The 23483-nt window shown below is 59.7% G+C and carries 26 protein-coding genes; 10 read left to right on the top strand and 16 right to left on the bottom strand.

The genetic code is table 11. The annotated features are described in order from the left end of the window. Positions 1 to 35 precede the first annotated feature (35 nt). The gene (locus tag AABM52_RS16055; protein WP_347906761.1) at positions 36 to 1127 is read left to right on the top strand and encodes a polyamine ABC transporter substrate-binding protein; all 1092 of its coding nucleotides are present in this window, start codon (positions 36 to 38) and stop codon (positions 1125 to 1127) included. Positions 1128 to 1147: 20 nt separating this feature from the next. After that, positions 1148 to 2107, top strand: a complete 960-nt coding sequence (gene speB / locus AABM52_RS16050) for an agmatinase (RefSeq protein WP_347906759.1) — start codon at positions 1148 to 1150, stop codon at positions 2105 to 2107. 115 nt (positions 2108 to 2222) lie between these two features. Here speB and AABM52_RS16045 read toward each other — a convergent pair whose 3' ends face one another. Continuing rightward, entirely contained in the window at positions 2223 to 3275 is a 1053-nt protein-coding gene (locus AABM52_RS16045) for an aldo/keto reductase (protein WP_347906757.1), read from the bottom strand. A gap of 159 nt (positions 3276 to 3434) precedes the next feature. Between AABM52_RS16045 and zapE the strand changes: the two genes are divergently transcribed. The 3 genes from zapE to AABM52_RS16030 all read left to right on the top strand — a co-directional run bounded on the left by zapE (position 3435) and on the right by AABM52_RS16030 (position 5769). Continuing rightward, positions 3435 to 4553 carry a cell division protein ZapE gene (gene zapE, locus AABM52_RS16040; protein ID WP_347906755.1) on the top strand — a complete coding sequence of 373 codons (1119 nt, stop codon included), beginning with the start codon at positions 3435 to 3437 and terminating at the stop codon, positions 4551 to 4553. A 26-nt stretch (positions 4554 to 4579) separates the two neighbouring features. Further along, complete coding sequence (locus AABM52_RS16035) at positions 4580 to 5161, top strand: DinB family protein (protein ID WP_347906753.1); 582 nt, start codon at positions 4580 to 4582, stop codon at positions 5159 to 5161. 116 nt (positions 5162 to 5277) lie between these two features. Beyond that, positions 5278 to 5769 carry a GNAT family N-acetyltransferase gene (locus AABM52_RS16030; RefSeq protein WP_347906751.1) on the top strand — a complete coding sequence of 164 codons (492 nt, stop codon included), beginning with the start codon at positions 5278 to 5280 and terminating at the stop codon, positions 5767 to 5769. Positions 5770 to 5850: 81 nt separating this feature from the next. On the opposite strand, the gene AABM52_RS16025 is transcribed toward AABM52_RS16030, so the two are convergent. Continuing rightward, on the bottom strand, positions 5851 to 6060 hold the full coding sequence (locus AABM52_RS16025; RefSeq protein WP_347906749.1) for a hypothetical protein: 210 nt from the start codon (positions 6058 to 6060) through the stop codon (positions 5851 to 5853). Between the two features lie 201 nt (positions 6061 to 6261). Continuing rightward, on the bottom strand, positions 6262 to 6444 hold the full coding sequence (locus AABM52_RS16020) for a DUF6026 family protein (RefSeq protein WP_347906748.1): 183 nt from the start codon (positions 6442 to 6444) through the stop codon (positions 6262 to 6264). A gap of 272 nt (positions 6445 to 6716) precedes the next feature. On the opposite strand from AABM52_RS16020, the gene gnd reads away from it, so the two are divergent. Next, entirely contained in the window at positions 6717 to 7697 is a 981-nt protein-coding gene (gene gnd / locus AABM52_RS16015; RefSeq protein ID WP_347906746.1) for a phosphogluconate dehydrogenase (NAD(+)-dependent, decarboxylating), read from the top strand. Then, on the top strand, positions 7694 to 9217 hold the full coding sequence (gene zwf / locus AABM52_RS16010) for a glucose-6-phosphate dehydrogenase (protein WP_347906744.1): 1524 nt from the start codon (positions 7694 to 7696) through the stop codon (positions 9215 to 9217). The genes gnd and zwf overlap by 4 nt, the downstream gene beginning before the upstream one ends. Positions 9218 to 9266: 49 nt before the next feature. Here the strand turns inward: zwf and nhaB are convergent, their stop codons facing one another. The 3 genes from nhaB to AABM52_RS15995 form a co-directional block, all read right to left on the bottom strand. Beyond that, the gene (gene nhaB / locus AABM52_RS16005) at positions 9267 to 10769 is read right to left on the bottom strand and encodes a sodium/proton antiporter NhaB (protein WP_347906742.1); all 1503 of its coding nucleotides are present in this window, start codon (positions 10767 to 10769) and stop codon (positions 9267 to 9269) included. 78 nt (positions 10770 to 10847) lie between these two features. After that, a complete protein-coding gene (locus AABM52_RS16000; protein WP_347906740.1) occupies positions 10848 to 12137 on the bottom strand; it encodes a hypothetical protein in 1290 nt (429 codons plus the stop codon). Between the two features lie 286 nt (positions 12138 to 12423). Continuing rightward, positions 12424 to 12690 carry a hypothetical protein gene (locus tag AABM52_RS15995; protein WP_347906738.1) on the bottom strand — a complete coding sequence of 89 codons (267 nt, stop codon included), beginning with the start codon at positions 12688 to 12690 and terminating at the stop codon, positions 12424 to 12426. A 341-nt stretch (positions 12691 to 13031) separates the two neighbouring features. On the opposite strand from AABM52_RS15995, the gene AABM52_RS15990 reads away from it, so the two are divergent. After that, positions 13032 to 14357, top strand: coding sequence for a sigma-54 dependent transcriptional regulator (locus AABM52_RS15990; RefSeq protein WP_347906736.1), 1326 nt, complete (start codon positions 13032 to 13034; stop codon positions 14355 to 14357). Positions 14358 to 14417: 60 nt separating this feature from the next. Here the strand turns inward: AABM52_RS15990 and AABM52_RS15985 are convergent, their stop codons facing one another. From AABM52_RS15985 to pnuC, 8 genes are all read right to left on the bottom strand, one after another. Then, positions 14418 to 15689 (bottom strand): hypothetical protein, encoded by a 1272-nt coding sequence (locus AABM52_RS15985; protein WP_347906734.1) that lies wholly within the window; start codon positions 15687 to 15689, stop codon positions 14418 to 14420. A gap of 46 nt (positions 15690 to 15735) precedes the next feature. Continuing rightward, a complete protein-coding gene (locus tag AABM52_RS15980) occupies positions 15736 to 16479 on the bottom strand; it encodes a hypothetical protein (RefSeq protein ID WP_347906732.1) in 744 nt (247 codons plus the stop codon). Between the two features lie 45 nt (positions 16480 to 16524). Continuing rightward, positions 16525 to 17205: a C39 family peptidase gene (locus tag AABM52_RS15975; RefSeq protein ID WP_347906731.1), complete on the bottom strand. Its 681-nt coding sequence runs from the start codon at positions 17203 to 17205 to the stop codon at positions 16525 to 16527. Positions 17206 to 17267: 62 nt separating this feature from the next. After that, on the bottom strand, positions 17268 to 18122 hold the full coding sequence (locus AABM52_RS15970) for a heme utilization protein (protein WP_347906729.1): 855 nt from the start codon (positions 18120 to 18122) through the stop codon (positions 17268 to 17270). Positions 18123 to 18186: 64 nt separating this feature from the next. After that, complete coding sequence (locus AABM52_RS15965; protein WP_347906727.1) at positions 18187 to 18765, bottom strand: adhesin; 579 nt, start codon at positions 18763 to 18765, stop codon at positions 18187 to 18189. A gap of 1 nt (position 18766) precedes the next feature. Next, the gene (locus AABM52_RS15960; RefSeq protein ID WP_347906725.1) at positions 18767 to 19204 is read right to left on the bottom strand and encodes a hypothetical protein; all 438 of its coding nucleotides are present in this window, start codon (positions 19202 to 19204) and stop codon (positions 18767 to 18769) included. 354 nt (positions 19205 to 19558) lie between these two features. Continuing rightward, the gene (locus AABM52_RS15955; protein WP_347906724.1) at positions 19559 to 20083 is read right to left on the bottom strand and encodes an AAA family ATPase; all 525 of its coding nucleotides are present in this window, start codon (positions 20081 to 20083) and stop codon (positions 19559 to 19561) included. Next, the gene (gene pnuC / locus AABM52_RS15950) at positions 20080 to 20643 is read right to left on the bottom strand and encodes a nicotinamide riboside transporter PnuC (RefSeq protein ID WP_347906722.1); all 564 of its coding nucleotides are present in this window, start codon (positions 20641 to 20643) and stop codon (positions 20080 to 20082) included. The genes AABM52_RS15955 and pnuC overlap by 4 nt, the downstream gene beginning before the upstream one ends. Positions 20644 to 20937: 294 nt before the next feature. Here pnuC and AABM52_RS15945 point away from each other — a divergent pair, with 294 nt between their 5' ends. Beyond that, positions 20938 to 21768 carry an undecaprenyl-diphosphate phosphatase gene (locus tag AABM52_RS15945; protein WP_347906720.1) on the top strand — a complete coding sequence of 277 codons (831 nt, stop codon included), beginning with the start codon at positions 20938 to 20940 and terminating at the stop codon, positions 21766 to 21768. After that, positions 21765 to 22193, top strand: coding sequence for a DUF1294 domain-containing protein (locus AABM52_RS15940; protein WP_347906718.1), 429 nt, complete (start codon positions 21765 to 21767; stop codon positions 22191 to 22193). The genes AABM52_RS15945 and AABM52_RS15940 overlap by 4 nt, the downstream gene beginning before the upstream one ends. 11 nt (positions 22194 to 22204) lie before the next feature. Here the strand turns inward: AABM52_RS15940 and AABM52_RS15935 are convergent, their stop codons facing one another. Then, positions 22205 to 22564 carry an MmcQ/YjbR family DNA-binding protein gene (locus AABM52_RS15935; protein ID WP_046042067.1) on the bottom strand — a complete coding sequence of 120 codons (360 nt, stop codon included), beginning with the start codon at positions 22562 to 22564 and terminating at the stop codon, positions 22205 to 22207. Further along, entirely contained in the window at positions 22561 to 23469 is a 909-nt protein-coding gene (locus tag AABM52_RS15930) for a LysR substrate-binding domain-containing protein (RefSeq protein WP_347906716.1), read from the bottom strand. The genes AABM52_RS15935 and AABM52_RS15930 overlap by 4 nt, the downstream gene beginning before the upstream one ends. Positions 23470 to 23483 lie beyond the last annotated feature (14 nt).

Below are 23483 nucleotides of genomic sequence, written 5' to 3'. Positions count from 1 at the left end.
ATCCTGCCACCACTTCCTCTGGTCAGGTGTTCGTCATGGCTCCCATGTTCAAGCTGTGTTTACCCGCGCTGTTGCTCGCCGTCGCCATTTCGGCCCAGGCCGAGGACAAGGTGGTCAATCTGTACAGTTGGGCCGATTACGTGGCCCCCGAAACCCTGCAACGGTTCGAGCAGGAGACGGGGATCCACGTGCGCTACGACACCTTCGACTCTTCGGAAGTACTGGAGACCAAGTTGCTCACCGGCGGCAGCGGTTATGACGTGGTGGTGCCGTCCTCCAGCGTGCTGGCCCGGGGTCTTGCGGCGGGGGCGTTGAAACCGATTCCCCACGAAGGACTCAAGGGTTACGCCAACCTCGATCCGGACTTGCTGGAAAAACTCGCCGCTGTCGACCCGGGTAACCGCTATGGCGTGCCTTACACCTGGGGCACCCTGGGTTTGGGCATGAACGTCGAGGCGGTCAAGCAGCGCTTGCCGGACGTGCCGCTCAACAGCTTGGACCTGCTGTTCAAACCCGAGTACGCGAGCAAGTTGAAGGACTGCGGCATCGCCATTCTCGACTCGCCCCAGGAGGTGATCGGGCTGGCGCTGCATTATCTGGGTAAAGATCCCTACAGCACGGACAAGAACGATCTGTCAGCCGCCGAGGCGTTGCTGCATCAGCTACAGCCGAACGTACTGTACGTCGCCACCGGGCGGCAGATCAGCGATCTGGCCAATGGCAGCGTGTGCCTGGCGCTGACCTATAACGGCGACGCGAGCATGGCCGCCGACCAGGCACGCAAGGCCGAAAAACCCTATGAAATCGCCTACCGGATTCCCAGGGAAGGCACCCTCGTGTGGCAGGACAACCTGGCGATTCCCAAGGATGCGCCGCACCCCGAAGCCGCCCGCGCCTTTATCGAGTTCATGTTGCGCCCCGAGTCCGTCGCGGCACTGACCAACACCTTGTTCTTCGCCACCGCCAACCAGGCCGCCACGCCGCTGGTGGATGAAGCGGTGCGCACCGATCCGGACATCTACCCGCTGGCCGACGTGCGGGAACGGCTGTACGCCGACCGCAGCATGAGCCTCAAGGACATGCGCCAGCGCACCCGCTTGTGGACCACTTTCCGTAGCCGCCAATAAGAAAAGAGAAGGAGCCTTCAATGGACGTCCCGATGCAGAACGATCAAGCCCTTACCCGTGACAGCCTGTACGGCACGGCCGCCGAAAGTACCTACGCCGGTATCACCAGTTTCATGCGTCGACGCTACAGTCGTGACTTGCGTGGCGTTGATGTGGCCGTCAGTGGCGTGCCGTTCGACACAGCCACCAGCAACCGCCCCGGCGCACGCTTCGGACCTCGGGGCATTCGCGCCGCCTCTGCCGGGATCGCCTGGGAACGGCACTGGCCGTGGACGTTTGATCCGTTCGATCACCTGGCGGTCATCGATTACGGCGATTGTGATTTCGACTACGGTTCGCCGCAGTCGACGCCCGAATTGATAGAGGCCCACGCCGAGCACATCCTCAATGCCGGCACGGCGATGCTGACCTTTGGCGGCGACCATTTCATCACCTATCCGCTGCTCAAGGCCCATGCCCGCAAGCACGGGGCGCTGTCGCTGATCCATTTCGACGCCCACAGCGACACCTGGCCGGACGAAGAGGGCAAGCGCATCGACCACGGCACCATGTTTTGGCACGCGGCCAAAGAAGGGCTGGTGGATCCGTCGCGCTCGGTGCAAATCGGCTTGCGCACCACCAACGATGATCACCAGGGCTTTCAGGTGCTGGACGCGCGGCAGGTGCATCGCCGTGGCTGCGAGGCGATTGTCGAAGCGATTCGCGCGCGGGTCGGCGACAACCCGGTGTACCTGACCTTCGACATCGACTGCCTTGATCCAGCGTTCGCACCGGGTACCGGAACACCGGTGTGCGGCGGCTTGAGCACAGTGCAGGCGCTAGAGATTCTCGGCGGTCTGCGCGGGATCAACCTGGTGGGCATGGACGTGGTGGAAGTGGCACCGGCCTATGACAGCGCGGAGATCACGTCACTGGCGGCGGCGACGCTGGCGATGGAGATGCTGTGTCTGTATGCGGCAAAACATAAGGTCGATAAGTAAAACACCCAACCCTGTGGGAGCGAGCTTGCTCGCGATGAGGCCCTGCCAGCCAACAGAGATGTTGAATGCAAGACCGCCATCGCGAGCAAGCTCGCTCCCACAGTTTTAATGGGTGTCACGCCACCGGAACGATTGGCAGGTCGAGGATCTGCCCCCCGCTGAACCGTGCGGACGAACCGGAAATGGATTCGTGCGGCACGCCTTTGGCCACATCACTGACACCGTCCAGTCGTGCCAGTTGCTCGGTGCTCAACTGCACATTCAGCGCGCCCAATGTGGCGTCCAGTTGCTCCCGGGTCCGGGAACCGAGGATCGGAATCAGTGTTGTGGCCGAGCGTTTGGCCTTTTCCCGCAACCAGGCAATGGCCACGTGGGTCGGGCTGGCGTCCAGTTCTGCGGCGACATCGATCAAGGTGTCGAGCAGGGCGGTTTCGCGGGCGCTTTTTTCGGCGTGGATCAACACGCCGAGTTTGTTCGCGCGATTGTCGCCCTCACTGTTGCGATACTTGCCAGTCAGGAAGCCACCACCCAGTGGCGACCACAAAGTCGCGGCCAGGCCCAGGGCTTCGGCCATCGGCAGTTGTTCACGCTCGGCGGTGCGTTCGGCGAGGCTGTACTCGACCTGGATCGCAACAATCGGTGCAAAACCGCGCACCTCGGCCAGCAGGTCGGCACGGGCGATGCGCCACGCGGGGAAGTTCGACAGCCCGGCGTAATGAATCTTGCCTGCACTGACCAGATCGTCGAAACCACGCAGGATCTCTTCCATCGGCGTGACGCCATCACTCATGTGCGCCCAGAACAGGTCGATATGTTCGGTCTTCAGCCGTTTGAGGCTTTCTTCGACGGCGCGCACCATGTTCTTGCGGCTGTTACCGGTGTGGGAAATACCGGCCGCCGGTGTAGTCCCGAGGGTGTATTTGGTGGCGATGACCAGGCGGTCCCGTTCTGCGGCAATGAATTCGCTGAGCATGGCCTCGGACTGCCCGCCCTGATAACCGTTGGCGGTATCGATGAAATTTCCACCGGCTTCCAGGTAGCCATCAAAAATCCGCTTGGCTTCGTCACGCTCGGCGCCATGGCCCCAGCCGGTACCGAAGTTACCGGCGCCCAGCGCCAGTTCGGAAACACGCAAGCCGGTTTTACGACCGAAAACTTTGTAATGCATGGGATGACTCCAGAGGGATGGCGACAAGGATTAATAGATTTTCAATAACATCTATCAAATATGATGCTAGTAATTTAATGCGTCAAGGCGCTTTTCCTTTCTGCATAAAAGCGCCGATCACTGGTCGCGTTATCCATGCGCAATGGCATACTGCCGCCCATGACTATCGATTCCCCCTTAAGCGCCTGGCAGCATGCCATCGAACAAAAGGGCTTCGTCCAGGACGAGGCCCAGGAACATGCCGTGTGGGCCCTGCAAAAGTGCCACGAAGCGCTGCATGAAGGCCGTTCGCCCATTTCCGGCGTGTACCTGTGGGGGCCGGTGGGGCGGGGCAAGACCTGGTTGATGGACCAGTTCTACCAAAGCCTGCGGGTACCGGCGCGGCGCCAGCACTTTCACCACTTCATGGGCTGGGTGCACCAGCGTTCGTTTCAACTGACCGGCACTGCCGACCCGCTCAAGGCGTTGGCCCGTGAGCTGGCCGAAGAAGTACGGGTGCTGTGCTTCGACGAACTGTTCGTCAATGACATCGGCGACGCGATCATCCTCGGTCGCCTGTTCCAGGTGATGTTCGAACAGGGCGTGGTGGTGGTCTGCACGTCCAATCTGCCGCCGGATCAGTTGTACGCCGACGGCTTCAATCGCGACCGTTTCATGCCCGCCATCGCGGCGATCAAGCAGCACATGCAGGTGATTGCGGTGGATGGCGGGGAAGACCATCGCCTGCATCCGGGGGCCGGTACGCAACGCTACTGGGTGGCCGAGCCCGGCAGGCCGGGCGCGCTGGGTGAAGTGTTCCAGGTGTTGAGCGTCGGCCAGTCGGTATCGAGCGAGCCGATAGAGGTCGGCTACCGCTCCCTCGGGGTGGTCAAGGCCAGCCCGACGGTGCTCTGGACCCGTTACGCCGCGCTGTGCGAGCAACCCTTCGCGGCCATGGATTTCATCGCCCTGTGCGATACCTACGGCGCTATTCTGTTGAGTGACGTGCCCAACCTCAGCGCACAGAAGCGCGCCGGGCGCATTGCCCGTGGCACCGAGGACGGTGTCGAGCGGGTGGACGCGGGGGATCGCGAGTTGCCGCAGTTGTCGGTGCATGACGACGGCGTGCGACGGTTCATTGCCCTGGTGGACGAGTGCTACGACCGCAAGGTGCCGCTGTACCTTGAAGCGCAAGTGCCAATGGCGTCGCTTTACACCGAGGGTTATCTGGAATTCCCGTTCCGCCGCACCCTCAGTCGATTGCAGGAAATGCAACTGCAGCGGTTTGCCGAAGTTTGATCGGGATTTGATCGGGAGCAGCGAAGATGAATCAGCCCCTGTCGCACCATTTGCTGACCATGGCCTATCAGAATGCCTGGGCCAATCACCGACTGGCCAAGGCCTGGCGTCAGTTGAGCCCGCAGGAACTGAGCGCACCCCGGGTCAGCTTCTTCCCCACGATCCGCGCCACCCTCAACCACATCCTGACCTGTGACTGGTTTTATGTGGACGCCCTGGAGCGCGAACTGCGCGGCGACGACCCGCATCCCGATTGCCGGGTGTTTTTCAAGGAGGACGAACCCTGTCTCATGGCGTCGGACCTGGTTGGCGAGCAGGCCCACGTCGACCGCCGGCTGATCGCCTACTGCGAGCAGATGCGCGACGCCGACCTCGGCAAAATCGTGACCATCGCCCGGGACACCCCGCAACACGACAGTCGCTTGCGCCTGCTGTCCCATTTGTTTGAACACCAGATCCATCACCGCGGTCAGGTTCACGCCATGCTCAGCGGTACTTCGGTCCAGCCACCGCAACTCGACGAGTTTTTCTGCGCCGGTGAGTCGCACTTGCGGGCTGAGGATTATGCCGAGTTGGGATGGACTGAAGCCTTGATCTGGGGCGCCTGAGCGCCAAAGATTTACGCGGTTGCGATTGTCGTTGGCACAGTGCTCGCGCTATGGTCTGCCGGCACTTCAGCGTGACTGCATGCTGGGGGCTACTTCATGTGTGATCGAGGATGGAAATGGACTCCGCAGAAATTCTTGTGCTTCAGGCCAGTTACACCAATCCGGTGCATGCCGAGGCTATTTGTCTGGTGTTGAACCACTACGCCGAGGACCCGATGGGAGGCGGCCAGCCATTGCCGGCCAATGTACTGGAGCAACTCCCGGCAGAACTTGCCCGGCGTCCCCACGCTTTCAGTGTGCTGGCTTTTGTCGGTGGCGAGCCGGCCGGGCTGGTCAATTGCTTCGAGGGGTTCTCGACCTTTGCCTGCCGACCGCTGGTCAATGTGCACGATGTGGCGGTGGTGAAAAAATTTCGCGGCCTGGGCTTGAGCCAGAAGATGCTGCAAAAGGTCGAGGACATCGCCCGTCAGCGCGGCTGCTGCAAGCTCACCCTGGAAGTGCTGGAAGGCAACGCTGTGGCCCAGGGGGCCTATGAAAAAGCCGGTTTCGCCCCCGGCATGTTCGACCCGGCCCATGGACAGATGCTGTTCTGGATCAAGAGTCTCTGATTCAACAGGCAAAAAAAGGGCGCCCATCAGGACGCCCGACAGTCTTGTGCGACGCTGGCGTCGCAGTCAAAAGACCATGGATCATTTCGGTCTGTAGGTTTCAGTCATTTGTGCGGTTTGATCGTCCGGAACCCGCAGCTCAGTGCTCTGGATAGGGTGGCCCAGAGCTTCTTGCTGGGCCAGTCGCAGGCTTTCGAAGTAATAGCGCATGCGTTCGGCTCCACCTTCGGCAAAAGCGCTGGTTGAGCCCAAGGCCATCAGGCCGGCGAGAATCATTGCGGTGCGTTTCATGGTTTGCCTCCCACTACAGATGTCGGATGCCTTTCGTCCATGAATCAATGAAGCAGTGTCGAAATGGCATTATCCGCCGAATCCGTTAAATGGGAATGAACTTCACCAACGGCCTTCATGGCTAGCGCGGGAAGCCTGCTCGGAGAAGGTCGCGAGCCGGCGCGGAAGCAGTGCAGACTGCTCCCGCTTCAAAGGAGGGAATCAGGCGAGTGGGGCGCGTTGCACCACAGCCAGGGGCTGCACTTGATTGGCTTGCAGCAACAGCCGCAGCTGCGCCAGTTCCTGTTTCAATTGATCGCGTTCGTCTTTCAACTGGCGCAATTCATCGCGACGGATAGTGACATAAAGAGTTTGTGCTGGCAGTGCGGTATGTACTGTGCCCATTGCTCACCTCGCAAATGGCGTGTCTCAACTGTAGGTACGCCTCGAAATCCGGGGCTGACCTACTATCGGCGCCAATTTTGATTTCTTTTGCCCCTGAAGGGAACTTTTTTATTTTTCATGGTCGTTGTGTCTTCGGTTTGATTCCCGACGTTATCCATCAGGATCGGGCACAATGCCCGGAAACTTCACGCCAACGCTCTGGACTAACCTCATGAGTCGCGTTGGGCTATAACCTTTGACACACATTTATTTGTAGTAGGGAGCATCAGCACATGCAACTCGGGATTATTGGACTGGGCCGCATGGGCGGCAATATTGCGCGGCGCCTGATGCTCAACGGGCACACCACCGTTGTTTACGATCGCAATACCGCCTTTGTCGAAGCCCTGGCCGCAGAGGGCTCCACCGGCGTCACCGATCTGCCGGCGCTGGTCGCCGGCCTGGCCAAACCGCGAGCGGTCTGGGTCATGCTGCCGGCCGGCGCGCCGACCGAAGAAACCATCGACACCCTGAGCACCTTGCTCGAAGCCGGCGACACCATCATCGACGGCGGCAACACCTTCTATAAGGACGATATCCGCCGGGCCAAGACCTTGTCGGAAAAAGGCCTGCACTACATCGACGTCGGTACGTCCGGCGGTGTCTGGGGCCTGGAGCGCGGTTACTGCATGATGATCGGCGGCGACGCCGAGACCGTTAAACGCCTCGACCCGCTGTTCGCAACCCTGGCTCCGGGCCTGGGCGACATCCCGCGCACCAAGGACCGCAAGTCCGACGACGATCGCGCCGAGCGTGGCTACATTCACGCAGGTCCGGCCGGTTCCGGGCACTTCGTGAAGATGATCCACAACGGCATCGAATACGGAATGATGCAGGCGTTTGCAGAAGGCTTCGACATTCTCAAGACCAAAAACAGCGAGAGCCTGCCGCAAGACCAGCGTTTCGACCTGAACGTGGCCGACATCGCCGAAGTGTGGCGCCGTGGCAGCGTGGTGTCCTCGTGGTTGCTGGACCTGACGGCCGACGCCCTGGCCAGCGATCCGAAGCTCGACGGTTTCTCCGGGTCCGTGGCCGACAGCGGTGAAGGTCAATGGACCATCGAAGCTGCCATGGAGCAAGCGGTGCCGGTGCCGGTGCTGTCGAACTCGCTGTTCTCTCGCTACCGTTCCCGTGGGCAAGGTACCTTTGGCGACAAGGTTCTCTCGGCCCAGCGCTTCGGCTTCGGCGGCCATGTGGAGACCTCGAAAAAATGACCCACGCGATCCGCAGAAAATCCAAGGCTGAACCCGCGCCGCCAACCACGCTGTTCCTGTTCGGCGCCCACGGCGATCTGGTCAAGCGCCTGCTGATGCCGGCGCTGTACAACCTCAGCCGTGACGGTTTACTCGGCAATGGACTGCGGATCATCGGCGTTGACCACAACGCCATCAGCGATGAAGGCTTCGCGAAAAAACTCGAAGACTTCATCCGTAACGAGGTGGCCACCAGGACCGGCAAGGGCGATCAAGCCCTTGACCCGGCGCTGTGGGCCAAACTCGCCCAAGGCATCAGCTACGTCCAGGGCGATTTCCTGGACGACAGCACTTATCAAGCGCTGGCGGCGAAAATCGCCGACAGCGGTACCGGTAATGCGGTGTTCTATCTGGCCACCGCGCCGCGTTTCTTCAGTGAAGTGGTGCGCCGTCTCGGCTCGGCCGGCTTGCTGGAAGAAACCCCCGAGGCCTTCAGAAGGGTGGTGATCGAAAAACCCTTCGGCTCCGACCTGCATACGGCCGAAGCCTTGAACGCTTGCCTGCTCAAGGTGATGACTGAAAAGCAGATCTATCGCATCGACCATTACCTGGGTAAGGAGACCGTGCAGAACATCCTGGTCAGCCGGTTCTCCAACAGCCTGTTCGAAGCGTTCTGGAACAATCACTACATCGACCACGTGCAGATCACCGCTGCCGAGACCGTCGGCGTGGAAACCCGTGGCAGTTTCTATGAGCACACCGGCGCGCTGCGGGACATGGTGCCCAATCACCTGTTCCAGTTGCTGGCGATGGTGGCGATGGAGCCACCCGCGGCGTTTGGCGCCGATGCGGTGCGCGGCGAGAAGGCCAAGGTCGTTGGCGCGATTCGTCCATGGACAGTCGAGGAGGCCCGCGCCAACTCGGTGCGCGGCCAATACGCCGCCGGTGAGATCGACGGCAAGGCACTGCCGGGCTATCGCCAGGAAAACAACGTTGCCCCGGACAGCAATACCGAAACCTATGTGGCCCTCAAGGTCATGATCGATAACTGGCGTTGGGTCGGCGTGCCGTTCTACCTGCGGACCGGCAAGCGCATGAGCGTGCGTGACACCGAGATCGTGATCTGTTTCAAGCCGGCGCCCTATGCGCAGTTCCGCGATACCGAGGTCGATGAGCTGCAGCCGACCTATCTGCGCATTCAGATCCAGCCGAACGAAGGCATGTGGTTCGACCTGCTGGCCAAGCGTCCCGGTCAGGCCCTGAAAATGGACAACATCGAGCTGGGGTTCGCCTACAAGGATTTCTTCGAGATGCAGCCGTCCACCGGCTACGAGACCCTGATCTACGATTGCCTGACGGGCGATCAGACGCTGTTCCAGCGCGCCGACAACATCGAAAACGGCTGGCGCGCGGTGCAGCCGTTCCTGGATGCCTGGCAGCAGGATTCCACCGTGCAGCGCTATGCCGCCGGGGAAAACGGCCCAAAGGCCGGCGAAGAGCTGCTCACCCGTGACGGCCGCGTCTGGCACCGCCTCGGATAACACGTATCTCCTGTGGGAGCGAGCAAGCTCGCTCCCACAGAGTTGGGGGTTACAACCAGTAACTCACCGCATACCAGCCCAATGTCCCCATCACCACGGTGTACGGCAACGCCATCCACACCATCCGTCCGTAAGACAGGCGCACCAGCGGTGCAATCGCCGAGGTCAGCAGGAACAGGAACGCCGCCTGACCGTTGGGCGTCGCCACGCTCGGCAGGTTGGTGCCGGTATTGATCGCGATGGCCAGGGATTCGAAATGCTCACGGGTCATCTCACCCGCCATGAAGGCGCGCTTCACTTCGGTGATGTAGATGGTCGCCACGAACACGTTGTCGCTGATGGCGGACAGCAGGCCATTGGCAATGAACAGCATGCCCGGTTGTTGGTCTGCCGGCAGCGTCAGCACCCAGTGGATCAGCGGGGTGAACAGTTGCTGGTCGTGAATCACCGCGACCACGGCGAAAAACACCACCAGCAATGAGGTGAACGGCATGGCGTCCTTGAACGCGGTGCCCAGGCGGTGTTCGTCGGTGATGCCGGTAAAGGCGGTGATCAGCACGATCACCATCAAGCCGATCAAACCCACTTCGGCGATGTGGAACGCCAGCCCGGCAATCAGAATCAATGCGGCAAAGCCTTGCACCAGTAACGCTGCACGTTGGCGCGTGGTGCGCTCAGCATCGTCTTCGGCGGCGTAGTTGGCCAGCACGGCACGGACGTTATCCGGCAGCAGTGTGCCGTATCCGAACCAGCGCAGCTTTTCCAGCAAGACGCAGGTTGCCAGCCCGGCAACCAGTACCGGCAGGGATACCGGCGCAACCTGGGTAAAGAACTCGGAGAAGTGCCAGCCCATTTCATGGCCGATCAGCAGGTTCTGCGGTTCACCGACCAGCGTACAGACGCCACCCAGCGCGGTGCCCACGGCACCGTGCATCAGCAGGCTGCGCAGGAAGGCGCGGAACTGTTCCAGATCACCCTGATGCAGGGTGGGCAGATGTTGGTCGTCGCTGAACTCGCTGTCCTGACGCGGATCGTTACCCGAGGCGACGCGGTGATACACCGAGTAGAAGCCTACGGCGGCACTGATGATGACGGCGGTCACGGTCAGGGCATCGAGGAACGCCGACAGAAAGGCCGACAGAAAGCAGAACATCAGGGCCAGCAGGGCCTTGGAGCGGACCCCGAGCAGCAGGCGCGAGAACAGGTACAGCAACAGGTCCTTCATGAAATAGATACCGGCCACCATGAACATCAGCAGCAGGATCACCGGGAAGTTGTGCAGCAACTCGTCATACAGCGCCTGGGGCGTGGTCATCTTCAGCAGCAGGGCTTCAATCATCAGCAGGCCGCCGGGCATCAGCGGGTAGCATTTGAGCGCCATGGCCAGGGTGAAGATGAACTCCAGCACCAGGAGCCAGCCGGCAGCCACCGGGCCTGCGGTCCACAGCACCAGGGCATTGAGAATCAGAAAGCCGACGATGCAGGCCTTGTACCAACGGGGCGAGTGCCCGAGAAAGTTGTGCGCGAACGCCTGGGCCATTGAACCGGACATCGGCTGCTCCTTGTCTTGAGAAGCGCGCAACTTGCCGTAAGCGCGCCAGAAGATCAAGCACAGGAAAAATGCCGGTTTTTATCCCTGGAAGCGAGCGATGACCGCCTTGTAGTTACCGTGCAGCGAATAGCCTCCCACGACGATGTTTCCATCGGCTTGCGCGGCGACACAGGTGGCTGTATCCAGGCTGGGACCGAGGCGGGTGCGTGTATAGCCGCTGCCTTTGCCAAAACGGCGATCGGGAAGGCCGTTGGGCAGGCATCGCCCAAGAATGAAGTCTGCTTCGACGCCGCCGATGGTGGCACCCGCCGTGAGCACACTGCCATCGGGCTGCAACTGCGCGGCGGTCCACTGGCATCCGCTGTAACCGATTGCCCGCCGCTGGGGGTGTCCTCCGTTGCAATGACTGTCGGCTCGGCCGTTGCTGTGCAATTTGAATGTCAGGCAGTGCATCGGCTCGCGACTGCTGCCAAAACACAGGATTTCGCCTTCGTTCTGCTGGACCACCCGGCTGACCCGGGCGCCATGCCCTTGCGCCTTGAAAGTCATGAAACCATCCACGGCAAAACGGTCGTCGAGGCGCCCATCCGGGTGATAGCGTGCCAGCAAGCCTTCTTCGGGAAAGTTGATCGATCCACCGACCAGGATTCGGCCATCACGTTGTACCGTCAGGCTGCTGAGCCAGGTATTCATCAGCAGATGCCTGACCATCACGAAGCCGCGGCCGTTGAACGAGCAGTCCAGCGAGCCTTCGACATCCAGTCGTATCAACATGCCGACGTGATCGGCCAGTTCGAAGTGGTGGTTGGCCAGGATCAGGATCCGGCCGTCTTGTTGTACGTCGATGTCGCAGGCTTCAGCGCCTGGCACACCGGGAGGGAGCCATTTATCGCGCATGCCCAGGGACAAACCGCCAGGCAATCGCACGACACGACGGCCATTATCACCAAAGCTTCGAACCAGGCGACCGTCTTGATCCAGCAATGCCAGGGCCGGGAGTGTGCGGTGCGCGTTTTCGTATTGCAGGCCGGCCAACAGGATATTGCCGTCAGGCAGGATCAGGACCTTGGTGGCCATGGCTTCGAACCCCGGTTCGAATTGCCCGATGACACTGCCTTGTTTGCCGAACGTCAGGTCTGCGCAACCATCCGCGAGCAAGCGGGCCAGGCCAAAGCGGTTGCCATCGGCCGTGCCGACTTTTGCGGCTACCAGCAAGCGACCTTGCGCATCGATCGCAACGCTATGGGCCAGGCTGAAGAGGCTGTCGGCGAAATAGACCTGGGTTTTGCCGTTGGCGGCAAACGTAGTGTCGAGGGCCCCGGCGTTGTTCCGGGTGGCGGGGTAGGCAAAAGCGGACTGGCTCGACATGCACCGCATCTCCTTGCGAGTCGTCCTGATCCAGAGGTTTGGGTGGCGACTTGATAAGGAGAATATTCAATCCCTGAATGGGGAGATGCACAACTGCAAGAACTCACAGACGGAGAGTCGCTGTGTGCCACAACAGTGTCTTTTCGAACCAATGGCGAGCCTGCAAAGTATCAGGCGCATGCGAAGTTCGAATTAAGCAGTGTCAAGTAGTGCGCACGGCCAGAAAAATCTGCGAACTAAAGACAGGAAAAGGGCGCGGATTACCCCGGAGTAATCCGCAAAACGATTAGTGCGGCATCGACCACGATTGCAGTGCGTAACCTTCCTCGCTCAATTCGGCGCGAGCCTGTTCCAGCAGCTGTTCGAGTTGCGCGGGATCGGAATAGGCGCTGCTTGGGATCTGCTTGCGGCCAATGCTGGTGCTGGTGCGATCGATGACGGTCAGGCTAAGTTCGCCATTACCGTCTTGTGGAGCCCAGGCCACGCATTTGAATGGTTTAAATGCGCGGTCGGCAATCAGAAGTGCTTCGTTGATACGGAGCGGGGCGTTCATAGGGTTTTCTCTCTTATGCCCAATCAAGTGATAGACCGACGGTCGGGCTTACCGTTCAGCTGGTTACTTGTACTGATGCCCGCAACCGGGGTTCGGGTCACACACAATCAAAAGAAATTTCCACTTTATTTCACGGGCTCAAGAATGAGCCTGACATTGAAAGCTGAATGAAAGGAAAGAGTCGTTAGGTGACTAACATAATCGAAACTTATAACTGGTTTTATCGCATCCCTATAGTCAAACAGTACAAGGGCCTGTCAAATTCTTGCTAATGTTACAGTCAGGTCTGCCAAATGACTGTTTTTAATAAAATTTCGTAAATTTGGCGCCAAGGAACAGTCATGAGCGATGCGCCTGCCTTACGACGTTTGTTAGTGGTTGACCCCTGTGACGATTGCTATCGCCTGCTCCCTGGATTGCGCGATATCGGGTGGGACGTTGACAGCTGCACGCTGGAGAACGCCGTTGACCGAACCTGTGACGTAGGCTTGCTGCGCTTACAGCCCTCGCACCTTGAGCACCCGGAGGCTGTCAAGGAACTGATCAGCCGCAGCGGCACCGAGTGGATAGCCGTACTCAATCAGGAAGTACTGCGACTGCAAAATGTCGGTGACTTCGTCTGTGAATGGTTTTTTGACTTTCATACCTTGCCGTTCGACGTGCACCGGGTTCAGGTAACACTGGGTCGGGCGTTTGGCATGGCGCGGTTGCGCGGGCAGGGTACCGTGCATGTTGACCAGCCCGAGCACGAATTGCTGGGCGACAGCAAACCTGTCCGTGAACTGCGAAAACTCCTGAGCAAACTGGCTCCGACCGAATCGCCTGTATTGATTCGCGGTGAAAGCGGCACTGGCAAGGAACTGGTCGCACGAACCCTGCATCGTCTGTCCCAGCGTCACAGCAAACCCTTTATCGCGATCAATTGTGGGGCGATCCCTGAACACTTGATCCAGTCCGAATTGTTTGGCCATGAGAAAGGCGCCTTTACCGGCGCGCACCAACGCAAGATCGGACGGTTTGAAGCCGCCAACGGTGGCACGCTGTTTCTCGACGAGATCGGTGACCTGCCACTGGAGTTGCAGGCCAACCTGTTGCGCTTCCTCCAGGAAAAACACATCGAGCGGGTCGGCGGCAGTCAGCCGATTGCAGTGGATGTGCGGGTACTGGCGGCGACGAACGTCGACCTGGAAGCCGCCATCGAGAAGAAACGCTTTCGCGAAGACTTGTATTACCGCTTGAACGTACTGCAAGTGGCGACCGTTCCGCTGCGCGAGCGCCATGGCGACCTGGCGGTGCTGGCCAACCACTTCTCCCATTTCTACAGCCATGAAACCGGGCGTCGCCCTCGCAGTTTCAGCGACGACGCGTTGATTGCCATGGGCAAACACGACTGGCCAGGTAATGTTCGCGAACTGGCCAACCGCGTTCGTCGCGGGTTGGTGTTGGCCGAAGGCCGGCAGATCGAGGCCCGTGATCTGGGGTTGATCAGTCAGCATGGGATCGCCGCGCCGATGGGCACCCTCGAAGAATACAAGTCCCGGGCCGAACGCCAGGCGTTGTGCGATGTATTGAATCGCCACAGCGATAACCTGAGTGTCGCCGCCAAAGTACTGGGTGTGTCGCGACCGACCTTCTACCGGTTGTTGCACAAGCACCAGATTCGCTGAACCCCGGCCACAATCCAAAACACCGTTGCGATTGCAATTGCAGCGGTGTTTTTGTTCGGATCAGAAGTAGTAAGGGAGTTTCAGGCTGAACTGGAAGTCGGGGGCATCGTCCGTCATGCCGATGGACAGGTTGGGCACGATGGTCAGGTTGTCGGTGGCCGCAATGGTCATGCCGATGTTGAAGTAACCGGCGTTGGCATCGCTGGAGATCACCGATTGCCAATCCCCGCCATCTTCCTTGAGTTTGCTTTTACGTTGCACAAGGTCAGAGACCGAAAACGACATGCTCATCTTTTCGTTCAAGGCGAACGCGATACCGGCGCCAATCTGGAAGCTGTCGCCAATGCGCACTTTGCCCGGTGTCTTGACCGCCGGGTTGGAGCTGATGTCGTCGAAAGACTCTTCCATGTTGTAGGTGTAGGACAGGCTGCCGAACAGCACTGCCGGATCGAACGTCTTGACCAGCGAGATCCCCGGCGTAACCGACCAGACACCGTTACCGGTAGGCAAGGATTCAGGCACGGCCAGGTTTGAGTTATCGGCCACCCGAACCAGCTTGATGCCGAACGGGTCTTTACCGGTAGGGGCCTTGACGCGCAAGGTCACCACGGCATCCGGCGTGTTGACCGACTCGTCGAGGAATTTGTAGGCGATACCGAAGTTGACGTCGCCTATGGTCGGGTCTTGCTTGACGGAGTCTTCGGTCGTGACGTTTGCGGTACCGTTATTGCCGCCGCCGGACTGGTACGTGGACTGACGGTAGACCACTGGCACGTTCAGGTCGAACTGCCAGCGATTGTTGAAGTTGTAGCGGCCGGTGAGGTCAAGCGTCCAGGTGTCGGCCTTGATCCGGTCCAGGTTGATGGCGCCCAGGAAGATCGAGTCCAGGGCGAGAAAACCGTTGAGGACAAGTTGGCGAGTATCGTATCGGGAGTAGGTTATCCCGGTTTCGACGCTGAACTTGCCACCGCCGAAGAACCCGCTGGCCTCGTCATACAGGTTCGAAACGCTTTGCGCCGGTTGCGAGTCACTGGCCAGCGATTGTCCATAAGAACTGCCGCTGCCCCCGGCGGCTACCCCTGGATTGCCTTTGAGATCCGCGGGCGACTTGGCCAGTCGTTTGGGAGGGGGCGAGGCGGGCTGCTCTTCGACCTGGCGAACCCGTTGTTCGAGCACCGCCAGAGCTTTTTGCTGGACTTCGTATCGTTGTTTCAATTCCAGAAGCTCTTGCTTGAGAGCCTCCATTTCCGGGTCAGTTGCTGCCTGCAACATAGCCGCTGGTAGTAGAGCACTCAAGCATGCAACTGCACGCAGTGTTACTGATCGGTACATGAAATAAACCGTCCATTTGTGCCCAATGGTCCAGTCTCAGCGTAGTTCAATACCCCATGGTCCGTAATGCAGCGAGTTGATTGAGGTTGAAGTCCAATGCACCTGCACTCGGGCCATTATTGTTGAGCACTACGTTGAGTTGAGTCATGTTGTCGACCACATTGCTGCTGCCCAGCAACCGGGTGTTTTGCAGCAACCCGCCCTGGGCGACTTGTTGCAGGCTTGTGCCCTGGTTGTTGTTGGCGGTAATGGCCATCTGAACGCCACCGCTGGTCGCGGATACGGCGACACTGCCTGCGGCATTGCTGCCGGTAATGGTTTGACCGGCTATCAGCGCCTGGCCCTGGCTCGGCACCAGTGCAGGGGCCGTGCTGGCCTCCTTGACGTTGATGGCGATGTTGTTGTTTGCGCTGTTGCCATCGCCTGCGGCCCGTGTGACCTGGGTTATGCCCCGGGAAGTGTTCAGCGCATCGCCCCCCGACACGTGACCGCTACCCGATTTGGGCGAACCGCCATGACCGGATTGCTTGATGGTTGAAACATAGAACTCGGGTTTGACCGTTGCGGCTTGAAGCTGCATCGAGCTGGAGGCTCCGATCAGGTCACCACTGGCATTGCGCCAGGTACTGCTCATGACAACACCGAAGCTGATGACCCGCCCCGGCATTACATACCGGCCACGCAATTCGGCCAGTTCCTGGTCCTTGATTTCGATGGGTCTGAAGTCTTCAGCAAAACCTGAAGTGGTCGCTGCCAGACAGGCAGCGACCACCCAATACGAGGTTTTCATTTGCTGCTCCCGGAGCATCCTGCCCCCTGATCATCTTGTTGGCGATTAAAAGAAGTCGCTCTGTATGAAGCCAAAATCCATCAATTCAGCATCTTTGACCGGGTTGAAGTTATCCATCTTGTTCTTGGCTGTCAGCGGTTCCGGTGGACTGCGTAACGCATTGGTTTTGTCGTAACCGGGACCGACGATAGCGAAGATAATGCCATTCCAGCCTTTGACAAAGTCATCATGAGAGTAGCGTTTGTGTCCGAGTACCGGGTCGCCGATATAGACCCAGTTCTTGTCCGCCCGCTGCAACACCACGAAGTGCTTGTAGCCGCGAATTTCCATCAGTACCACCACCGGAATCGTCACGGCTTCGAGCCTTTCCGGCGGGATCCTGTAGCCCCGGGCACGCATGCCGATACGTTCAATGTAGCGCTTCATGTCCAGCATGGAAAAACCCTGCGTACGCACAAGCTCCTGGTCTGCGGTGGCCAGCATGCCCTTGATGATGTGCTCCTCATCGACGTCGAGCCAATAGGCCTGGCGCAGTATCGTTGCCAGCGCGGCGGCGCCGCAGCTGAAATCGGTCTTTTGTTCGACGATGTCGCTGAACTTGCGCTCGCGCAAACTCTGTACGTGCTTGTACACCAGCACGCCGCCCGGCAAGGCGGCAACCGGCATCTGTGCAGCCTGGGTCAGGCCGGACAGGCAGAGCAGGGCGAAAAGGACAGTCTTACGCATGATCGATACGCCTTGGGACTGCAATGAAAGCCTCGTCGCCGGGGCTTTCATTGCAATCGCGATTACTGACAAGACTTGCAGCCCGCGGCGATGGACAGCGAGTTGCTTTGCTGGTTGCCCACACCAGACGATACGTTGGCTCCGCCGTTGCCGGAGAAGCTGTTCATCGAACCCGTTATCGAAGCATTGTTGGTGACAGGGGGTTTCCAGCCCTCTGGCGTTATCACTTGTTGAGTGGTTACGCCAGACAGACCCAATACACCCACGGCTACGAAATCTGTCGTTTGGGCGTTGTTGGCGACGTTCAGCCCGGACGTGCTTTGGTTGGCTGCCGCCGCCGCTACTGCTACACGACCGCCTGAAACGGCAATCGCCAGGTTGTTTTTCTGTTGGTTGAAGTCGCCGGTGGTCAGGTTGATGCCGATGTTGCCGGAACCGCTGTTGCCTGCGTTATTGAGCGTTGTGTTGTTGGTGTTTGAGTAGTTCCTGGCGGTGTTGCCGTTGCTCTTCTGAGTCGCGCTGGAGACGGCGACCGCAGTGCCGAAGATGAAGCTTTCGTCAGCCGTGGCAAGGGCGGCGGCGTTGTCTTGCTGGTTGCCGTTACCGGCTGCAACGTTGGCGCCCATGTTGCCGTTTGAGTTGTTGAGGGAGTTGTCGATTCTGGCGTCGTTCATGGTGTCCCGATTCAATGCGCTGCTGCCTTTGCTTTTCTGCGAGTCCAGCACGGCGGCCCCGGCACCTGCTGTTATCTGCATGATTTGCTCCAGCGTCGGGCCTTTGGGCTGATGGTTGTTGCCTTGTCCATTGTCCTGGCCGCTGCCCTGCCCGTGATCATCCAGACCGGCTGCTTGTGCCGCGAATGCCATCACTGCTGCCAGAGCGAAAGCCAGTGGTTTGAGAGCAGTTGTCGGGTTCATGGTGTTTCTCCGTGCTCATTGGTTGATCAAGTGTTGGGACTTCCCTGATCGCACTGTATCGGGGTCAGTCAGCGACCCGGATGCTAAGGGTGTTAGCCATTCGGTTCCCCACCCCGGCACTCTGGTTCACTTGGATCACGCCCAGGCTGCCGGTGAAGGCCTGATCGCTTGTCACGACCTGGCGACTGCCATTTGGGGTGCCAGTTGCTCCCGAGTTCGGTAACAACGCCACGTTCTGTTGAGACAGGGCACTATCGTCGATGGCTTGCGGTGCAGCGCTGATGCTGACGCGCATGGCGTTGGCCATCTGGTTGTTCGCCCCGGCGCCCTGGTTGACGCCCAGTACGCCGTTGCCATTACTGAAGGCGCCGCCGCCGATAGTGGCCGTCGCGTCCATCGACGGATTGGCAGGCGTGGTGATTTTCTGCTGGACGCTGGTGATCGCACCGGCCTGGGTGTCAATGGCGATCGCGCGGACGTTGGCCTGCTGGTGTTGATCGCCAGCCGCCTGGTTGATGTTGAAGTTGCCGCGGTATTGAGTACCGGAATCCTGGAGGGTGGCGGTGTTCACCGAACTGACGCCCGAATCGGCCATCACGCCGGTGCAGCCGAGCAGGGCTAGTAACAGCAGGGATCGACTCATCTCATTGACCTCCCGCCATTTTGCCCAATGAGCCGAGGCCGCTGCTCATGGCGCGGTTGATGGTTCCGGAAATCGCGCTGCCACTGCCACCACCGTGGCCGACGGACATGCCGGGCATACCGTTGGGGTTGGTGACGGCGTTGAGGCCTTGCAGGCCACCCAGGCTTTGCCCGTTGCTGTGGCTAAGGGCCGTTCCGGTGGTGACCCCGGCGATGTCGGCGTCGCTGAGTTCGCCGATGACGCGGGCCGATGGGTTGGTATTGAGGGTGTTGGGGTTAGGATCTCTGCCGCCGCTGCGACCGATTGGGGTAGGGTGAATGGAGCGATCAAGCACGATGACGCCGTTGCCTTCGGCAAGAGCGTCGTAACTGAAAACCATGCCTGCAGCGCTCGCGATCAGCAGCAGGCACGTCAAGGCATGTTTATTGAGTATCCCCACGACGGTGTTACCTTCTCATGTGGGCTGACCCTTGTCGGCTTTATGAAGGTGAGAGCGAAAGCTGTGCCGGTTTTTGAATGTCTAGTAAATTCAATGGCTTATGAATGCTGGCCGGATTCCCTTTGCCGAGAATGTTTCAAAAGTGAGACGAAACCCTGCGCAGGCAGACCGTAAATGCGGATAAAGCGCTCTGGAACGAGGGTTTCAGCGATGTTGTATCAATGCCTTAACAATCCGATGATCAAACGGTGAGGGGCGCTGAAATGGGCGGTTTAAGGCAGGGAGAGTGTTTCAGGACCGGACACTTTTCCCTCGGGGTAGGGGGGAAGGTGGGGAAATTGCCCCAAAGGCCGGTCAGGCACCGAGCAATCGAGTCACGGCGTCCAGTGCCTGGAATCGGCGTTCGGCCCAATCTCCGTGCAGTACTTGAACCGGTTGTGCGTGGCGCTCCAGCCAGGCCAGGGTCTGGTCGAAAAATGCCTGGCGCTCGCTCAATCGGGGCTGGCAACGCTGGCCGTCATCCGTCCATTCGACGTCTTCGGGCGACAGCAGTAAGTGTAGATCGTAGTGCCGGGCCAGTAGCGCTTGTTCGATCCAGGCGGGGCAGTCGCCAAACAGGGTTTGGCTCCAGAGGATATTGCTCAGCAGGTGTGTGTCGAGGATGAGCAAAGACGGTCGTTGCGCCCGTGCTTCGTCCTCCCATGCCAATTGACCGCGGGCGATGTCCGGAATGTCGGCCAAGGTGGTGTCCCGCGGATTCTGCTCGATGAACCAGCGTACATATTCTTCGACCAGAACCCCGCCGAAACGCTGTTGCAGCTCGGCCGCCAGCCAGCTTTTACCGCTGGATTCAGGGCCTGTGAGTACCAGGATTTTCATGCGCGCAACGCCGGATCGGTGCGCCATTCACGCCAGCCGAGCACGGCAATAACGGTGAACAACCCGTACAGGGTGGCGGTCAGGTACAGGCCTTTATAGATGAACAACCCGACGAAAATGATATCGAGCGCGATCCACAGCGGCCAGCACTGAAGACGCTTTTGCGCCATCCAGACCTGCGCCACCAGGCTGAATCCGGTGAGCGCTGCATCGAGCCAGGGTTGTGCCGCGTCGGTCCAGTGGGCCATGGCCGCCCCCAGCAACAGACTGCCGAGTGCGCCAATGGCGAGGCTCAACGCCATGGAGCGGGTATCGAGCCGACTGACATCGCGGCCATGGGTCGTTTCGCCAACACGCGTCCACTGCCACCAGCCGTAAAGCTGCAAGGCGGCATAGACAACTTGCAGCAACATGTCCGAATACAGCTTCACCTCAAAAAAGATCCAGCTATAGAGCAGCACCATGACCAGGCCGATGGGCCAGCACCAGGGGTTCTGTTTGACCGTCAGCCAGACGGCAATGACACCGAGGGCGGCGGCAAACAGTTCAAGCCCGGACATGGAGGCTCCTTGGGAAAAGCGAAAAGGGGGCGGATTGTAACCGGATTGGCGTCGGGAATCCCGTGGAGCAGGCTGTGCTTCATTGGCGCGCGAAACGCGGCAGCGCCAACCGGACTTGTCTGATAGGATTTCGGCCCCGCACGGATAAACCCGGATCAGGATTGTTTTTTCACAGGATTTTGACGGTTCTGTGGTGATCCTTGATGCGCGGGGAATCAGCTACGCTGATCGCAATTCAAGCTTTTGAAAAATACTGACGGGGCATGCCGGCGCGCATAGCCTTTTGGGGGATTGATGGATCTTTGGACCGCCTTTCAGGCATTGATTCTTGGGGTTGTAGAAGGACTGACCGAGTTCCTGCCCATTTCCAGTACCGGCCACCAGATCATCGTGGCCGACCTGCTCGACTTCGGGGGCGAGCGGGCGATGGCGTTCAACATCATTATCCAGTTGGGTGCCATCCTGGCGGTGGTATGGGAGTTTCGACGCAAGATCTTCGACGTGGTCATCGGCCTGCCGACCCAGCCGGGCGCTCGGCGGTTTACCGCGAACCTGTTGATCGCGTTCTTGCCGGCCGTGGTGTTGGGCGTGATCTTCGCCGACCTGATCCACAAGTACCTGTTCAATCCGATCACCGTGGCAACGGCGCTGGTCGTGGGCGGGTTCATCATGTTGTGGGCCGAGCGCCGGCAGCATGAAGTTCACGCCGAAACGGTGGATGACATCACTTGGAAAGATGCCCTGAAAGTCGGCTTCGCCCAGTGCCTGGCGATGATTCCGGGCACTTCGCGTTCGGGCTCGACGATTATCGGCGGGTTACTGTTCGGCCTGTCGCGCAAGACCGCTACCGAATTTTCGTTCTTCCTGGCGATGCCGACCATGGTCGGCGCGGCGGTGTACTCGGGCTATAAATACCGCCACCTGTTTGTCCCGGCGGATTTCCCGGTGTTCGCGATCGGCTTCATCACAGCGTTCGTCTTCGCGATGATCGCGGTCCGTGGGCTGCTCAAGTTCATCGCCAACCACAGCTATGCGGCGTTTGCCTGGTATCGCATTGTGTTCGGCCTGATCATCCTGGCGACCTGGCAATTCGGCTGGGTCGACTGGAGCGCGGCCAAGCCGTGAGTGACTCAAGCTCGCGCAATAACCCCGGGCGCCAGCCCGGGGGACAGATCCGCCATCCTCGGCTGAAGTGGCTGGTGTTCGCAATCCTGTGCGCGTTGCCGCTGTCGGGTTCGGTGTCGTCATGGCTGCACGGGGTGTCGTTGATTCCCCTGGCGGCCTACGGCATCGGCAGCGTCGTGACGTTTTTTCTGTACTGGAGCGACAAGCGCAAGGCCCGCGCCGAGCAATGGCGGACGCCGGAGAATGTCCTGCATGCGCTGGAGTTCGCCGGTGGCTGGCCTGGTGCCTTGCTGGCCCAGCAAGCGTTTCGGCACAAAACCCGCAAAGTCTCGTACCAGTTGGTGTTCTGGATCATCGTGCTCATGCACCAGGTGTTCTGGATCGATCACCTGTTCCTCGGCGCACACCTGTTCGCCTTGTTCTGATAAAGAACGCCCTAAAGCAACAATCCGACTTGAGTGCGCTTTGGCAGTCTGCTGACCACCAATTGGTGGGAACGGCGCAGCAATCCCTGTAGTTCTTCGCTGCCGAGCGGGTAGGGCGTTTCCATGATGATCCACTGGGCGCGCGCCAGATAAGGCGCCGGATGAATCCCCGGGCGGTCGCAATGACCGAGAAACAGATCCTTGTCGACCTTGAAGGCCAGGGAATCACCCCGCAGGCCCTGCAAGGCGAACATCTTGTTCCCGGCAATCGAAAATACCCGCACGCCTCCCCATTTATAGTCTTCCCGCGCTCCGGGCAGGGTAAGGCAGAATTTCGCGACATCCTCTTCGCTCATCCGTCCGGCTTTCATAACACTCGTTCTCCACAGGCATTGAATGACTCGACCAGATGATCAATCCAGGCACGTACCGCCGGCATCACTCCGCGTCGATGAGGATAGACCGCTTGCAGCCAGCCACCGGGCAACGACCAGTCGGGCAACAACTGCACCAGTGAGCCGTTATCCAGTTCCTGTTCGCAATACATCATGGGCAGCATCGTAAAGCCGAGACCCGAGAGGGTGCTGGCCTTGCGCACGATAAAGTCATCGATGCCCAGCCGGGCTTCGAGCGCGAGTTCACAACTTTTGCCTTTTTGATCCAGCATGCGGATGTGCACCATGCGGTCGGCTTCCAGGGCGCCGAGCACCGGCAGGCTTTTCAGGTCCTCGGGATGGTTGATCTCACGGCCAACGAGGAAGCCTGGACTGGCGACCATCAGCATCTGCGCCTGACGCAGGCGGCGGGTGACCAGCAGCGGGTCTTCGTCGCCGAGTTCCCGTACCCGCAGGGCCACGTCAATGCCTTCGTTCACCAGGTCGACCCGCCGGTTGAGCAACATCACCTCCAGCTGGACCTGCGGAAAGCGTTCCAGAAAGTCGCTGATCACCCCCGGCAATATTTCGTGGGCCAGCCCGACCGGGCAGGACACTCGTAAACGCCCGCGGGGCTCGCTGGACATGCTGGCCACGGCCTCGTCGGCCATTTCCGCCTCCAGTAGCATCGCCTGGCAGTGCCTGAGGTAACGTTCGCCGACGGCAGTCAGCTTCAGCTGTCGGGTGGTGCGTTGCAGCAATCGTGCGCCAAGGCGTTCTTCCAGCTCGGCGATGCGCCGTGACAATCGGGACTTGGGAATGCCCAGCAAACGCCCGGCTGCCGCGAATCCCCCGGCTTCCACGACTTTGGCGAAGTAATACAGGTCGTTGAGGTCTTGCATGATGTGAGTCCGAT

It is taken from the genome of Pseudomonas grandcourensis (assembly GCF_039909015.1).
Taxonomy (GTDB): Bacteria; Pseudomonadota; Gammaproteobacteria; order Pseudomonadales; family Pseudomonadaceae; genus Aquipseudomonas; species Aquipseudomonas grandcourensis.
The sequence above is the reverse complement of the archived record's forward strand: the minus strand, read 5'-3'. Positions and strand labels throughout refer to the sequence as shown.

Excerpts from the sequence above, each read along its gene's own strand:
- AABM52_RS15985 (WP_347906734.1), bottom strand. The coding sequence starts at position 15,689 with ATGTACCGATCAGTAACACTGCGTGCAGTTGCATGCTTGAGTGCTCTA.
- AABM52_RS16055 (WP_347906761.1), top strand. The coding sequence starts at position 36 with ATGGCTCCCATGTTCAAGCTGTGTTTACCCGCGCTGTTGCTCGCCGTC.
- speB (WP_347906759.1), top strand. The coding sequence starts at position 1,148 with ATGGACGTCCCGATGCAGAACGATCAAGCCCTTACCCGTGACAGCCTG.
- AABM52_RS15945 (WP_347906720.1), top strand. The coding sequence starts at position 20,938 with ATGGATCTTTGGACCGCCTTTCAGGCATTGATTCTTGGGGTTGTAGAA.
- zwf (WP_347906744.1), top strand. The coding sequence starts at position 7,694 with ATGACCCACGCGATCCGCAGAAAATCCAAGGCTGAACCCGCGCCGCCA.
- AABM52_RS15975 (WP_347906731.1), bottom strand. The coding sequence starts at position 17,205 with ATGCGTAAGACTGTCCTTTTCGCCCTGCTCTGCCTGTCCGGCCTGACC.
- AABM52_RS16020 (WP_347906748.1), bottom strand. The coding sequence starts at position 6,444 with ATGGGCACAGTACATACCGCACTGCCAGCACAAACTCTTTATGTCACT.
- AABM52_RS15995 (WP_347906738.1), bottom strand. The coding sequence starts at position 12,690 with ATGAACGCCCCGCTCCGTATCAACGAAGCACTTCTGATTGCCGACCGC.
- AABM52_RS15980 (WP_347906732.1), bottom strand. The coding sequence starts at position 16,479 with ATGAAAACCTCGTATTGGGTGGTCGCTGCCTGTCTGGCAGCGACCACT.
- AABM52_RS16045 (WP_347906757.1), bottom strand. The coding sequence starts at position 3,275 with ATGCATTACAAAGTTTTCGGTCGTAAAACCGGCTTGCGTGTTTCCGAA.
- gnd (WP_347906746.1), top strand. The coding sequence starts at position 6,717 with ATGCAACTCGGGATTATTGGACTGGGCCGCATGGGCGGCAATATTGCG.
- nhaB (WP_347906742.1), bottom strand. The coding sequence starts at position 10,769 with ATGTCCGGTTCAATGGCCCAGGCGTTCGCGCACAACTTTCTCGGGCAC.
- AABM52_RS15965 (WP_347906727.1), bottom strand. The coding sequence starts at position 18,765 with ATGAGTCGATCCCTGCTGTTACTAGCCCTGCTCGGCTGCACCGGCGTG.
- AABM52_RS15955 (WP_347906724.1), bottom strand. The coding sequence starts at position 20,083 with ATGAAAATCCTGGTACTCACAGGCCCTGAATCCAGCGGTAAAAGCTGG.
- AABM52_RS15990 (WP_347906736.1), top strand. The coding sequence starts at position 13,032 with ATGAGCGATGCGCCTGCCTTACGACGTTTGTTAGTGGTTGACCCCTGT.
- AABM52_RS16025 (WP_347906749.1), bottom strand. The coding sequence starts at position 6,060 with ATGAAACGCACCGCAATGATTCTCGCCGGCCTGATGGCCTTGGGCTCA.
- AABM52_RS15935 (WP_046042067.1), bottom strand. The coding sequence starts at position 22,564 with ATGAAAGCCGGACGGATGAGCGAAGAGGATGTCGCGAAATTCTGCCTT.
- pnuC (WP_347906722.1), bottom strand. The coding sequence starts at position 20,643 with ATGTCCGGGCTTGAACTGTTTGCCGCCGCCCTCGGTGTCATTGCCGTC.
- zapE (WP_347906755.1), top strand. The coding sequence starts at position 3,435 with ATGACTATCGATTCCCCCTTAAGCGCCTGGCAGCATGCCATCGAACAA.
- AABM52_RS16035 (WP_347906753.1), top strand. The coding sequence starts at position 4,580 with ATGAATCAGCCCCTGTCGCACCATTTGCTGACCATGGCCTATCAGAAT.
- AABM52_RS15930 (WP_347906716.1), bottom strand. The coding sequence starts at position 23,469 with ATGCAAGACCTCAACGACCTGTATTACTTCGCCAAAGTCGTGGAAGCC.
- AABM52_RS16030 (WP_347906751.1), top strand. The coding sequence starts at position 5,278 with ATGGACTCCGCAGAAATTCTTGTGCTTCAGGCCAGTTACACCAATCCG.
- AABM52_RS16000 (WP_347906740.1), bottom strand. The coding sequence starts at position 12,137 with ATGTCGAGCCAGTCCGCTTTTGCCTACCCCGCCACCCGGAACAACGCC.
- AABM52_RS15970 (WP_347906729.1), bottom strand. The coding sequence starts at position 18,122 with ATGAACCCGACAACTGCTCTCAAACCACTGGCTTTCGCTCTGGCAGCA.